At 54.2% G+C, this 13,512-nt stretch carries 14 protein-coding genes; 11 read left to right on the top strand and 3 right to left on the bottom strand.

Translation table 11 applies throughout. The features are described from left to right. Positions 1-165 precede the first annotated feature (165 nt). From QMO62_RS10880 to QMO62_RS10870, 3 genes are all read left to right on the top strand, one after another. Positions 166-603 (top strand): hypothetical protein, encoded by a 438-nt coding sequence (locus QMO62_RS10880; RefSeq protein ID WP_284640993.1) that lies wholly within the window; start codon positions 166-168, stop codon positions 601-603. Positions 604-756: 153 nt separating this feature from the next. Further along, a complete protein-coding gene (locus tag QMO62_RS10875; RefSeq protein WP_284640992.1) occupies positions 757-2,796 on the top strand; it encodes a glycoside hydrolase family 15 protein in 2,040 nt (679 codons plus the stop codon). Continuing rightward, positions 2,793-3,965 carry a glucose 1-dehydrogenase gene (locus tag QMO62_RS10870; protein WP_284640991.1) on the top strand — a complete coding sequence of 391 codons (1,173 nt, stop codon included), beginning with the start codon at positions 2,793-2,795 and terminating at the stop codon, positions 3,963-3,965. Before QMO62_RS10875 ends, QMO62_RS10870 begins: the two co-directional genes overlap by 4 nt. An 18-nt stretch (positions 3,966-3,983) precedes the next feature. Here the strand turns inward: QMO62_RS10870 and QMO62_RS10865 are convergent, their stop codons facing one another. Both QMO62_RS10865 and QMO62_RS10860 read right to left on the bottom strand, forming a co-directional pair. Continuing rightward, positions 3,984-4,649 (bottom strand): LysR family transcriptional regulator substrate-binding protein, encoded by a 666-nt coding sequence (locus QMO62_RS10865; protein ID WP_284640990.1) that lies wholly within the window; start codon positions 4,647-4,649, stop codon positions 3,984-3,986. 25 nt (positions 4,650-4,674) lie between these two features. Beyond that, positions 4,675-4,842, bottom strand: coding sequence for a LysR family transcriptional regulator (locus tag QMO62_RS10860; RefSeq protein WP_284640989.1), 168 nt, complete (start codon positions 4,840-4,842; stop codon positions 4,675-4,677). Positions 4,843-4,970: 128 nt separating this feature from the next. On the opposite strand from QMO62_RS10860, the gene QMO62_RS10855 reads away from it, so the two are divergent. Beyond that, the gene (locus tag QMO62_RS10855; RefSeq protein WP_284640988.1) at positions 4,971-5,600 is read left to right on the top strand and encodes an NADPH-dependent F420 reductase; all 630 of its coding nucleotides are present in this window, start codon (positions 4,971-4,973) and stop codon (positions 5,598-5,600) included. A gap of 12 nt (positions 5,601-5,612) precedes the next feature. Here the strand turns inward: QMO62_RS10855 and QMO62_RS10850 are convergent, their stop codons facing one another. Beyond that, positions 5,613-6,470, bottom strand: coding sequence for an AraC family transcriptional regulator (locus QMO62_RS10850; RefSeq protein WP_284640987.1), 858 nt, complete (start codon positions 6,468-6,470; stop codon positions 5,613-5,615). Positions 6,471-6,530: 60 nt separating this feature from the next. Between QMO62_RS10850 and QMO62_RS10845 the strand changes: the two genes are divergently transcribed. From QMO62_RS10845 to QMO62_RS10815, 7 genes are all read left to right on the top strand, one after another. Continuing rightward, complete coding sequence (locus QMO62_RS10845) at positions 6,531-6,959, top strand: disulfide oxidoreductase (RefSeq protein WP_284640986.1); 429 nt, start codon at positions 6,531-6,533, stop codon at positions 6,957-6,959. A gap of 125 nt (positions 6,960-7,084) precedes the next feature. After that, positions 7,085-8,383 (top strand): alpha-glucosidase/alpha-galactosidase, encoded by a 1,299-nt coding sequence (locus QMO62_RS10840; RefSeq protein ID WP_284640985.1) that lies wholly within the window; start codon positions 7,085-7,087, stop codon positions 8,381-8,383. Positions 8,384-8,499: 116 nt separating this feature from the next. Continuing rightward, complete coding sequence (locus QMO62_RS10835) at positions 8,500-9,528, top strand: polysaccharide deacetylase family protein (RefSeq protein WP_284640984.1); 1,029 nt, start codon at positions 8,500-8,502, stop codon at positions 9,526-9,528. Positions 9,529-9,666: 138 nt separating this feature from the next. Next, positions 9,667-10,479, top strand: coding sequence for a glutamate racemase (gene racE, locus QMO62_RS10830; protein ID WP_284640983.1), 813 nt, complete (start codon positions 9,667-9,669; stop codon positions 10,477-10,479). A gap of 53 nt (positions 10,480-10,532) precedes the next feature. Next, positions 10,533-11,735: a M14 family metallopeptidase gene (locus QMO62_RS10825; RefSeq protein WP_284640982.1), complete on the top strand. Its 1,203-nt coding sequence runs from the start codon at positions 10,533-10,535 to the stop codon at positions 11,733-11,735. Between the two features lie 222 nt (positions 11,736-11,957). Beyond that, entirely contained in the window at positions 11,958-12,191 is a 234-nt protein-coding gene (locus tag QMO62_RS10820) for a hypothetical protein (protein WP_284640981.1), read from the top strand. 130 nt (positions 12,192-12,321) lie between these two features. After that, complete coding sequence (locus QMO62_RS10815; protein WP_284640980.1) at positions 12,322-13,512, top strand: MFS transporter; 1,191 nt, start codon at positions 12,322-12,324, stop codon at positions 13,510-13,512.

Here is a 13,512-nt window from a genome sequence, read left to right as displayed (position 1 = left end):
TTTGCATTTCCCCCTTTCTAAACATATTGTAATGGACAAGCCGCAGAAATGAAATAGGCAATCTAAAATTCCTTTTAGAATTTAATTATGCCTTGACTGTATGTAATATTAATAATACGATTTAAGTAACTACATCGTTTGAACAGCAGGAGGGGGGAAGTCATTGTGAGAGATAAGATCATGAACCGCTGGAGCACTTATGAGCCCTTCTATGTCCATTTCAACGGATACAAGGTTGCAGATATCGTTATTACTAGCCATGCTCTCAGCAGGTGGAGCGAAAGGGTAGAGGACGAACAAGGCGGTATTGAACATATATGCCATTTTTTGTGGGACAGATTGAAGAATGAATGCGTGCAGCCTTACTATGCGAACGAGAAGGACGTCTATCTGATTGATGACGATCTGGTCATGGTAGCGGAATTCATGCAAATGAAAGATGAGACCGACATTGCCGGAAATCCGTTACATAAAATGATCGTCGTTACATTCCTTGGAAGGGTGTCCCAAGACATTCAGCTTCGGGATCTTAAGGCTTACTATTCATGGCTTCGTCACTCTCGTAGAATGACTTTGGTGAAGCACGGAAGAAAACGAAAATAAATTCATATTAAAACAGTTGGGGACTAGCAGAGGCTGGTCCTTTTTTAATTCATTGTACCAAAAAATACCATTCGTGACTAGGGGGCTGTTTCATGAATAAATTCCTTCCAGTCTCGGGAAATTAGGGATAGTAAGGAAGGGAGTGGCTTATTCATGGCACGTGACTTGCCGATCGGCAATGGCAATGTTTTGATTAACTTTGACGGCAGCTACAATCTCCGTGATATCTATTACCCCTATGTCGGACAAGAGAATCAGGCGATTGATCATTTATCCCATTTTGGGGTGTGGACCGCCGAGGACTTCTTCTGGATCGACCACCCGGAGGTGAAACGGCAAAGCGGCTATTTGAACGATTCGATGGTGACGAATGTTAGCTGTGCTCATGAACGTCTGGGCCTCGACATGCTGCTTCGCGACGGGGTGGATGCTCAGGAGAACGTTTTTGTGCGGAAGGTAACGATGAATAACAAATGGGATCGCGAACGGACAGTGAAGCTGTATTTTCACCTTGATCTTCATTTGTATGGCGTGGGCGTCGGAGATACAGTGTATTATGATCCGGATTTGCGGTCATTGGTATTTTATAAAGGGCATCGCTATCTGTCGCTTTCGTGTGCTGTGGACGGGCAGCAGGAGGCTCGGCCATCCGCCTATGCAATCGGACAGAAGGAAATTCACGGTCTTCAGGGGACTTGGCGCGATGCGGAGGACGGCCGGCTGGGTGGAAATCCGATTGCACAAGGATCTGTCGACGGGACGATCGAGCTGGAGTTCACCGTGCCGGCCGGCGGCAGTACGGTAGCGTGGTTCTGGATATGCTTCGGACGGGATTACAAGGAGATCGCGAAGCTTGAACGGTCCGTCCGGGCTGCCCATCCGCATGCGCTGCTGCAGCGCACCTATAACTATTGGCTGGAGTGGCTGGAGCGGGATCGACATGAGCTTCGTTTGCTCGACAAGGATATCGCGTCCTTTTACCGGAGAAGCCTGCTGATCATCCGTACCAATACGGACAATCGGGGGGCGATCCTGGCGGCGAATGATTCGGATATTTTGAAATTTGCCAAGGATACGTATTCTTATATGTGGCCAAGGGACGGAGCCTTGATCTCCCATGCGCTCGATCGTTCCGGTTATCATGCCTTGACGAAGCGGTTCTTTGGATTCTGTAAACGGGCTTTGACGGAGGAAGGCTATCTGCTTCACAAATATAATCCCGACGGATCGGTTGGCTCCAGCTGGCATCCGTGGATCAATGCGCAGGGGGAGAAGCAGTTCGCGATCCAAGAAGACGAGACGGCTCTCGTTCTTTATTCGTTGTGGCATCATCATCGCTTGGCCCGAACCTTGGACGAAGCCAAAGAGGATTATGAGCAGTTCGTTGTCCCTGCCGCCAATTTCCTGGTGAGGTACAAGGATGCATCGGGGCTTCCGCTCCCTTCCTATGATTTGTGGGAGGAGCGGTATGGAGTCCATTTGTTCACGGTAGCGAGCGTATATGCCGGACTTTTGGCGGCGGCACAATTCGCCGATTACTACGAGGACAAGGCGAGGGCCCAGCATTACAGGGATTCGGCGGAGCAAGTAAAACAAGCCGTTGAGCGATCCTTCTTCTCGCAGCGGGAGAACCGTTTTATTCGTTCCCTTTATTGGAACCATGAGCAGAACACGTACGAGCCGGATTGGACTTTGGATGCGAGTATCTATGCTGTATTCGATTTCGGCTTGTTCCCGGCGGACGATCCCCGCGTAGTCAGCACGATGAAGGCGATTCGGGAAAAGCTGTGGGTGCAGACGGAGGTCGGAGGACTGGCGCGGTATACGAACGATTACTATCATCAGGTGACGAAGGATGTGGGGCGCGTGCCGGGCAATCCTTGGTTTATCTGCACGCTGTGGTACGCCGAATGGGTTATCGCCGTCGCGAAAAGCGAGGATGAACTGAAGGAGGCGGAGGAGCTGCTGCGGTGGACGATGCGCCATTCGCTTCCTTCCGGCGTGCTTGCGGAGCAGCTCCATCCTTTCACCGGCGAACCGTTGTCGGTTTCGCCCCTGACCTGGTCTCATGCTTCGTTCGTAAAGGTCGTCCAGGAATACCTCTCGAAGCTGAAGCTGTTCAAGCATAAGCGGCGCGGCAGGGAAGACGAGAGCGACACAAGGCTGCTGCAAAAGGCGGGTGCGCCGCAATGAAGGCGATTCGAGTGACAGGGATCGGCGAGGCTGCGGAGACAGGTGCCTCTGCGAAGCTGGAGCTGGCCGAGGCGAGTCAGCCGGCTCTGCGCGGGCCGCAAGATGTGCTGGTGCGAGTCCTATGCGTGGGACTTGACGGAACGGATCGCGAGATTATGAGCGAGCATTACGGCGTGCCGGCGACCGGGGAGACGGCGCTGACCATCGGCCACGAGTCGCTGGGCGTCGTGGCCGAGGCCGGGCCGGAGTCGGGCTTTCTGCCCGGCGAGCTGGTTTGTGCGCTCGTGCGGCGGCCTTGCCGCGAGCCGGATTGTGTCAGCTGCCGGAACGGGCAGCAGGATTACTGCGAGACAGGACTGTATGTCGAGCGAGGCATTAAGGGCGCGGACGGGTACCTGTCCGAGTATTATGTCGAGGATGCGCGTTATCTGGTCAGGGTTCCCGCTGCCGCTCTCGCTTATGGCGTGCTTGCCGAGCCGCAAAGCATCGTGGAAAAGGTGTGGGAGGAGGTCCAGCACATCCAGCAGCGGCTCGTCTGGCAGCCGAAGACCGCCGTGGTGCTTGGTTCCGGGCCGCTAGGGCTGCTAGCAGCCCTCACCTGCCGCTGTCTCGGACTCGACACCGTGGTATGGTCCAAGACGCCTGCGGATGCTCCGGCTGCGGAGCTCGTTCGCGCCTGCGGGGGCCTCTTCCGCGAGGCGGAGGAAGGGGCGGGAGCGCTCGGCGCCTTCCTTCAGGGAGCGGGCAAGCGGGCTGATCTGATCTTCGAATGCACGGGCTTCAGCCCGCTGGCCTTCGAGGCGATGACAGCGCTTGGGCCGAACGGCGTCTTGGCTCTGCTGGGAGTAACGCCGGGGAACCGAAGCTTGTGTATTTCCAGCGACCTGATCAATCAGGAGCTGGTGCTGGAGAATAAGTGCATTGTAGGCTCGGTGAACGCTTCGCGGAAGGATTTCGAAACGGGCCTCTACCGCCTGCAGCAAATGGAGGCCAAGTTCCCGGGGGTACTGGGTCGGATGATGACGGATCGGCTTGCACTGGAGCAGGTGACCGCGCTGGAATGGGGGAGCATCGGGATTAAAGCGGTAGTCGATGTGGTTCCCCGTGAGCAATGGTCCGTGTATGTACAGCCGGAAGCGAGCGAGGTTAGCTACAGCTTCTCGGTGTAGGACGGCAGACTTACAAGACTAGACCGACTGCAGCTTGCGCAGGAGCCGCTTGGCAAGTTTCTCTCCCGAGGCGGCCAAGGAGATGCTGCGTTCGAAGCCGAAGTCAACGATCGGGCGAACACAAAGTCCGAGTCCCGAAGCGGCGGCGGCCGCGGATTCAGGGAGGATGGCACAGCCTGCTCCCGCCGCGACGTAGCTGAGAAGCGATTCACCGAAGGAAAGCTCCGCTGTAATGACAGGAGTCATCCGCTGCAGCTGATAGGCCGCGGCGATCGTTTGCCTGACGTCACAGTCGGCAGGATGTACTACCAGCGGCTCGCTGCGGAGGTTTCCCAGCCTCAATGGCGATGCGGTGCCGCTCAAGGAATGCCCTTGAGGTAATACGACCAAATAAGGCTCAGTTAACAGAGGCGCAGCCCAGATAGGGGGCTGCGCATATTTGCTTTCCAGCAGGGCGCAGTCCAAGGAGCCTTGCTGCAGAGCTTTGAGCAGCGCAGCAGAAGTTGGGTACACTCGAATGTCTAGGTGCATCTGCTTTTGCCGGAGACGAAGCACTTTAGGAGGCAGGTAATGCAAGGCGAGACTCGGAAGCGCTCCGACTGTGTATTGCTCGCATTCCCGGTGCACCTGCAGCTCCGCTTCGAGCTCGCGAAGCTCGGCAAGGATCCGGTGCGCCTTCAGCACCAGCTTCTCCCCGGCTTCCGTCGCCTCAATTCCCGCCGGCGTACGGGGGCAGCAGCTTCACGCCGAGATGCTCTTCCAATCGGGCCATTTGCTTGCTAAGCGCAGGCTGCGACAGATGCAGCTTCTCGGCTGCCTTGGACAGGCTTCGTGCTTGAACGGCTTGAACGAAGCTTTCCAGCCAATCGATTTGCATCCTGCCTCACCTCTCAATCTAGCATGATGATATAACTGTTGGTTATACCCTTAATCCGAAGCGGAAGTTCCCGGCACATCCCTCGCATGATACGCTGGGTCTATTCCAAGCGAAAGGGGTAGCATTCTATGAACATCAGTATCATCGGAACCGGCCGCATGGGCCGGGCTCTGGCCGCAGCCTTAAGCTCCGCCGGCAAGGAGATTCAATGGGCCTCCCGATCGTATGACCGGGTTCGTGAGCTAACGCAGGAGCTTGGCATACACGCCGAGCCGGTTCGCATGGAGCAAGCGCTTCGAGCTTCCATTATCATCCCGGCCCTATGGCATCAGGACCTGCTGACCTGGCTGCCTCACCATGCTTCCAAGCTGCAGGGGAAAATTCTCGTCGATATCACGAATCCTTTTAACGCAACCTTTGATGATTTTACAACCGATTATCACACATCCTCGGCGGAGGAGCTCCAGAAGCTTGTCCCCGAAACCAAGCTGGTAGGGGCATTCAAAAACACCTTTTGGGAGGTGTTTCAAAGGCCGGAGCATAACGGACTTTACAGCGATGTGTATGTGACCGGAGATGACGAGGAGGCGAAGCGCTTGGTCATCTCCGTCCTTGAGGGCATTCCGTTCCGTCTCCTTGATGGCGGTGCGCTTCGAAACAACCGGGTTATCGAACGGATGACGCTTTACTCAAGAGAGCTGTCCAAGCGGTATGAGCATTATCCCCATGTGTCTTGGCGGCTTTGGGGCGGACAATAGCCAATGGTTCCCTTATTGCGAACAATCGTAAGGATTGCTGAGGTCCTGGCGGTACTCGGAAGGCGAGCGGCCATACCACTTTTTGAATTGCTTGGAAAAATAGAGCGGGTCGCTGAAGCCGACGGAGGAGGCGACCTGCTCGATGGTGAGCTTCTCGTGCAGCAGCAGCTTGGCGCGCTCCATTCGAATTTTTAGCAAAAAGCTCATGGGCGACATTCCGGTATGCTGCTTGAACATCTTGGACAGATGCGTCCGGTGATAGCCCAGCGTCTGCGCCATCTGCTCAATCGAGATTTCCTGATAGTACTGCAGCGTCAGCCACCGGATCGCCTGCTCCACCTGCTGCTGAATGACGGAGCCCTCCTCCTTCGGGATGCTGGCTTCCGTCTGATTCTGCATGTATTCGCCAAGGATCAGCCGCAAATATCCGCCCGCCAGCATATCGGCGGAAGGCGTGCCGGACTGCAGGGTCCGCATGACCCGGTGATACAGAGCGGCCATCCGGCGCTCCGCAGCGGCAGTCGCCACCGGCTGCCCGCGCGTGATGCCGCTTAGGTTGAGCAACTCCTCCGCGCTGGAGCCCTTGAAGCCGATCCAGCGGTAACGCCAGGGCTCCTGCTCATCGGAGGTATAACTGACCAGCTCCCCCGGATAAATGAAAAAGCTGTCTCCGGCCTTCAACTGGTAATCCTTCCCCAGCGTGCGGAAGGTTCCCCTCCCCGAAAGGACGTAATGAACGAGATAATAATCGAGCACCTGGGGGCCGACGGCGTGCAGAGGGTGCGTCTGCGAAACGCCGCCGAACAGCACCGTGAGCTCTCCTTTGCCGGGACGCGGATTAAAGGAGGTAGACGTATTCATTTCGCTCATATGGTACACCTCTTTCGGATTTGATATGATAGGACTATTGTGAAAGGGGAGACGTGTTATATGAATTGGAAATCAATCGTTCGCGAGAACGGACTACATCTGTCCTGGCTTGTGGCGACGGTGGCGACGGTGGGAAGCTTGTATTTTTCCGAGGTTCTCGGCTACCTTCCGTGCAAGCTGTGCTGGTACCAGCGCATTCTGATGTATCCACTCGTGATTATACTGGGCATCGCTGCGGTGCGCAAGGATCACAAGGTGTTTCTGTACGTGCTGCCGCTTTCGGTTTGGGGAGCGGGCATTTCGCTGTACCATTACCTGATGCAGAAGACCCCTTGGTTCAAAACGGGGGCTGCCGCCTGCGGCCTTGTCCCGTGCGACGTGGACTATATCGACTGGTTCGGCTTCGTTACGATTCCGTTCCTGGCTCTTGTGGCTTTTATCCTCATTACGGTTCTTCAGCTTTTGGTTTGGCGCGCGACGCGAGATTAACTTCATCATAGAAACTACATTTCTCCATGAACAAGTGGTTTGTCTCCATATGCATTCCTTGCGGGTCGGAGTATAGTCGAGATAAGCAAAACAAATCACTTTCCGATCCCAAGGAGGCACTTATCATGTCCAAAATTACTTTCTTAGGCGCAGGCAGCACGGTTTTCGCCAAAAATGTATTGGGTGACTGCATGCTGACCCCGTCTCTTCAAGGCTTTGAGCTGGCTTTGTTCGATATCGATCCGGAGCGGCTCAAGGACTCGGAGAACATGCTGAATAACCTGAAGCATTCCACTGGAAGCGGCTGTACTGTGAAAGCGTATACCGACCGGAAGGAAGCGCTGCGCGGAGCCAAATATGTGGTAAATGCCATTCAGGTAGGCGGCTACGACCCTTGTACGATTACAGACTTCGAAATTCCGAAGAAATACGGTCTGCGCCAGACGATCGCCGACACGCTGGGGATTGGGGGCATATTCCGTAACCTGCGGACGATTCCGGTTATGCTTGATTTTGCCAAGGATATTCAAGAGGTGTGCCCGGATGCCTGGTTCCTGAATTACACGAATCCGATGGCGGTATTGACCAATGCGATGATTACTTACGGCGGCGTGAAAACCGTGGGCTTGTGCCATAGTGTGCAGGTATGTATGCCGCGTCTGTTCAAAGATCTGGGTCTCGAAACGGAAGGGGTAAAAACGAAGATTGCGGGCATCAACCATATGGCTTGGCTGCTGGAGGCGACAAAGGATGGCGTTGATCTGTATCCGGAGATCAAGCGCCGTGCCGCCGAGAAGCAGAAGGAAACGCACCATGACATGGTTCGCTACGAGCTGATGCTCCGCTTCGGCTACTATGTGACGGAGTCCTCCGAGCACAATGCGGAATACCACCCGTACTTCATTAAGCGAAATTATCCGGAGCTGATCGAGCGCTTCAATATTCCTCTGGACGAATACCCTCGCCGCTGCATCCGACAAATCGAACGCTGGAAAACGATGCGCGAGGAGCTTGTTAACGATAAGAACCTGGAGCACAAGCGTTCCAACGAATACGCATCTTACATCTTCAACGCGATGGAAACAAATACTCCGTTCAAAATCGGCGGCAACGTGATGAATACCGGCCTCATTACCAACCTGCCGAAGGAAGCGTGTGTTGAGGTGCCATGCCTTGTGGACCGCAGTGGAGTAACACCAACCTATGTGGGTGACCTTCCTCCGCAGCTGGCCGCGCTGAACCGCACCAATATCAACACGCAGCTGCTGACGCTGGAGGCGGCTATTACCGGGAAGAAGGAGCATATTTATCATGCGGCTCTGCTCGACCCTCACACGGCTGCCGAGCTTTCCATCGACGATATTGTGGCGATGTGCGACGATTTGATCGAAGCCCACGGCGACTGGCTGCCGAAATTCAACTAGGCTCATCAGGAAAGAATCATCCTCTGGATGGTTCTTTTCTTTTCGCTTTTTTGGTAAAATGGAAGGCGAACATCATTTCGCGTGAGGCAGCTTGCCGCTAAAAAGGTGGATAATCGATGAAGCGACAGACGACGAAGTTGACGAAACATGTACTGATAAGCACCCTCCTGGCTTTTGCTCTAACAGCATGCTCCAGTGAGCCTATCGCAGAGCCTGCGCCCTCTGAGTCTCCCAAGACACCTGAGCCGGCAGCTCAAGTCGTGCCTGCCCCCCCGGTACCGGCTCCGCAAGCCGCTATGGAAACGCCGCAGCCCGCTCCGGCTAAGGAAGAGCCCGCAGCCTCGCAGGAAACCGTCCCTTCGAGCGTTTACAACGGAGGCGTAAAGAACCCGGCTGCTGCTGCGATCGGCACGCCTAAGCCCGCTGCCAAGCCCTCCGGGACTGCAGCGGACAAGACCCCGTTATCGTGGTACTACATGAAAAAGCCAAAGGGACAGGTGCCGAACTTCCCGGCAGACACCAAGAAATTCACCGAGGACATGAAGGCCCTCTACGTAGGGACCGGAAAAAAGGTATATTTGACCATCGATACGGGCGGCGCCCTTGGAGATATCGATACGCTGATCCAATCGCTGAAGGATAATGACGCCAAGGCCAACTTTTTTATTGCGGGATATAATGTGAAGAAGAATCCGGATTATGTACGACGGCTGGTAGCGGACGGACATCTGGTAGCTAACCATACGATGACCCATACGGACATGACCACACAATCGGACGAGCAGGTTCGCAAGGAGATACAGGATTTCGAGAAGCTGATCAAGGACGTGACGGGGCAAGACGTACAGCCCTACTTCCGGTTTCCCTACGGAAGGTACAACCTGCACCTGCTGAAGATGGTTTCGGATATGGGATACACCTCCGTATTCTGGTCCACTGCGATGAGGGACTGGGAGCCGCGCAAGAACGGGGCGGAGGATCCATACAACGACATCATGAACAACCTGCATGACGGCAATATCATCCTCATGCACCAAGGCTCGCCGGAAAACATTGAAGCGCTGGACCGCATTGTGAAAGAAGTAAAAAAAGCAGGATATGAATTTGCACTCTTATCGGATATTACTCCTCCTAAAGACCGCTGACCGGCGGTTTTTTCTTTTGTAGAAATCGGATTCGGCTGTTGTTCGTCGGTACCAAACCTTGTCACGCTACATACGCTGTAGGAGAAAGCGAATGTGAAGTGAAGCAACCCATCCTACGGATAAAGGAAGCGAGAGGACGTGCAGCAACCGATAGCCATATTGGATTCGGGAGTCGGCGGTTTGACGGTTGCCAAGGAGATCATGAGGCAGCTGCCGAAGGAGTCGATCATTTACTTCGGCGATACCGCAAGAGCACCCTACGGTCCGCGTCCGGCGGAGGAAGTAGCCCGTTTCACGCATCAGGTCATCGATTATTTATGCGAGCTGTCGCCCAAGATGGTTGTCATCGCCTGTAACACGGCTACGGCCGTAGCACTGGACGAAGCGCGCAGCAGGCTGGCGGTTCCCGTGGTAGGAGTAATTCATCCGGGAGCCCGGGCGGCGATCAAGATGACCCGCAACCAAGTGGTTGGCGTGATTGGAACGGAAGGTACGATCCGAAGCGACGCGTATACGACGGCTCTCCGACAAATCTGTCCGGGTATTCAGGTGATCAGCCTGGCTTGTCCCGATTTGGTGCCTTTAGTGGAGAAAGGAATATTCGATCCCAATGAGGTCGCTCCGATTGTGGAGCGTTCTTTGATGCCGCTGCGGCAGCATCCGATCGATTGTCTCATTCTGGGGTGCACGCACTATCCGTATTTATCGGATTCGATCTCCGAATTCATGGGCCCGCATGTCAATTTAATCAGTTCCGCGGAAGAGACCGCTAGAGAAATCAGCACATTGCTATATCATCGCGGATTACTGGCAGGGGACATGAATCAGGCTGAGCATCGTTATTTTTGCAGCGGGGATCCCCGAATGTTCCGCGACATTGCTGAGAGCTGGCTGCAGCAGAAGGTCGATGTGACTCCCGTGCGATGGGAGGTTCTGAATAATATTTCATAATACGTCATATGCATTAACGAATCCTTGATTGAGGACGAAGGAGGAGCTAAGGCATGACGTTTCCTTACGTAGTGCAGCAGGGCGATACCTTGTATCGCATCGCAAGAAGATATCGTATGAACGTAACGGCACTCCTAAGTGCAAATCCGCAGCTTCAGGAGAATGGGTACATCTATCCCGGGCAAGTGATTCAAATCCCGGTGATGCCCACTAGCATGTATGTGATTCAGGCCGGCGACAGCTTCTTCGAGATCGCCCGGCGCTTCAATATCGACCTTGGGGATCTGCAGGCTGCGAATCCGGGCGTGGATCCCCGGCGTCTGCGCATCGGACAAACCATTATTCTCCCGATAAGCCGTGGCATGAAAATCGTAGACACTTCCAATGAGTACGGATTCGCCGAGCTGCAGGAGGACCTGCAGCTGCTTCAGCAGCGCTATCCGTTTCTCGAGCTGGGCTCCATCGGAACCACTGTCCTCGGACGCTTGATCCCGGTTGTCAGAATTGGAACGGGTCCCAAGGAGGTTCATTACAACGGCTCGTTTCATGCGAACGAATGGATAACAACGTCGCTGCTCATGAATTTTCTCGAGGAATATGCCTATTCCTACGCTAATGGAATCCCGCTTCGGGGCAGGGACGTGCGTGCTTTGTTCGAGCAGACGTCTCTGTGGATCGTTCCCATGGTAAACCCTGATGGCGTCGAGCTGGTGTTTCAGGGAGCAAGTCCGGATAACCCATATTACGCACAGCTGATTGAGTGGAACTTCGGATCCCGCAATTTCTCGCGGTGGAAGGCCAATATCCGCGGCGTCGATCTGAATGACCAATTTCCGGCGAACTGGGAAATTGAACGTGACCGCAGGGAAGTGACCGGTCCGGGTCCCCGGGATTATACCGGGACGGCTCCGCTCACAGAGCCAGAAGCGGCCGCCATGGCAAGTTTTACGGAGGATCATGAGTTCCGGCTGGTTGTTGCATTCCATACCCAAGGACAAGAAATTTATTGGAATTACCGGGATATGGAACCGGAGGAATCGGAGGCGATAGCAGATCGTTTCGCGCAGGTGAGCGGGTACCGGGCAGTAAAGCTTAACGGAAGCGATGCCGGATACAAGGACTGGTTCATACAGGAATTTCGGCGGCCCGGGTTTACGATCGAGGCGGGCATTGGCGTAAATCCGCTGCCGGTCTCCCAGTTCCGGCAAATCTATGATGATGTCATCGGAATCATGCTTGAAGGTTTAATCGTGTAGGACGACAGCTCCAGGGCTGCATTACCTGCTTAAGTAGGCAGGAAGCTGCTGTGGGGCTTTTTCGTGCGAACCGCTTACCCTGGATGCAACCATGACAAGCCCTATGCTTTCATCGTACAATAGAGATGAGCAGTCCGCTGAGTCGCGGATGCTTCGAACGGTCAATCCTGCGATGCAATACAGAACCGGCAGGTTGTCCATACAAGCTAAGGGGGTGCCGACATGTGGAAACGATTGTTGTCCTTGCGATCCTGGGGTCATGTGTTTCGCCGCATTGTGCCGCTGCTGCGTTCGCCGCGTGTGCCGCTGTACGAGAAGCTGCTGTTTGCCGTGCCGGTGCTGGTTTACTGGATCATGCCTGATGTGATGCCGTACCTTCCCATCGATGATATTGCGGTGGGACTGCTGCTTATGAATTGGTTTACGAATCGGGCGGAACGTAAATATGGCGCTTGAATCCATAAGCTTCACAAAATATCCTTAGTTACCTGCGGGTAACTAAGGATATTTCTTTTTAGTGCTTACCTGAACGGCGGCTATCCCTTATAGTGTAGTATGTAGGGCAATCAGAAGGAGATGACATCCTGTGCAGGTCAGCAATCATATCAAGCGGCTGCTACTCATGAATTTATCGGCAACGATCATCTTTAACTACATTGGGATCTTTGTCAATTTGTATGTTTGGGAGAAAAGCAAGAGCATTTTCGATGTTACCTGGCTCAACCTGATTCTCTTTATTTCGTGGAGCATCGCTTTTGCGACCGGTTCCAGGCTGCTTTCACGGTTCTCAACACGTTTCCTAATACGGGGGACGGCTATCGCGGGAGCCTTAACTTTCCTTCTGCTCATGTTCCTGGAGCTGGATAACAAGGTGCTGTGGCTGACACTTCTCGGTCTGCCTATAGGCGTCATGTGGGGGTTTTACGCTTCGGCTCAAAATATAACGCTGACCATTTACGGGAGAGGAAAGGATTTCGAAGGCTACTTCTCCGTGGCCAGCATCATCGGACAGGTCGTTTCCATCCTGAATCCGATTGCCTTTGCCCTGGTCATTAAGTGGCTAGGATACTCGGGCTCCTTCCTGCTCATGTTCTTATTCGTAACGGCACTGCTCACGGTCTCCTTCTTCATTCCGGAGATTTCTTTGTCTCGGGAGCCCGAGCCTTTGTTTCATCGCATGAGATTTCGCCAGGTCTTTACCAGTAAGTCCCTAAGGTACATGGTACCGTCCTGTCTGGCGGCAGGTATTTTCCTGCAATTCCAGGGACTTTTTGCCCTGATCTTTACCTTCTCCGTATCGAGCGACAAGCTGGTGATTGCACTGCTGAACGTGATGTACGCTTGCTCATCCATTACCGCCATGATCATCTACCGACGGGTGCAAGCGAAGGAGGGCTTATGGCTTACGATCGGGATGGCTGCGATCTGCATCGGCTTCCTGATTCCGTTGTTTCCGAAGGCGCCATTGCTGGTGGTTTCCAATATATTGACGACCGTGGGGATGTTTTATTTCGGTACGGTCTGGAACACGAGGCAATTTCGGATCATCTGCCGGCATACCGTGATGGAGCAGGCTCGAATTTTGCTTTGGCGCGAATGGTTTCTGAACGTGTCCCGAATTACGATGCTGGTGCTGATCCTTTTCGTTAAGGAGCTTCGGGGGCCTACCTTCATCGCGTTAATCGGTCTCGCCATTGTTTCGGCTATGCTGATTCCGTATTTCTCGGCCAAGAGCACAGAGGCGATGGAGGAAGCGATGCCGCAGGAAAATGGATGA

The sequence above is a fragment of the Paenibacillus silviterrae genome, from assembly GCF_030167925.1.
In the GTDB taxonomy this organism is placed as follows: domain Bacteria; phylum Bacillota; class Bacilli; order Paenibacillales; family NBRC-103111; genus Paenibacillus_G; species Paenibacillus_G silviterrae.
Note: the sequence above shows the minus strand (reverse complement) of the source record. Positions and strands in the feature narration are given on the sequence as shown.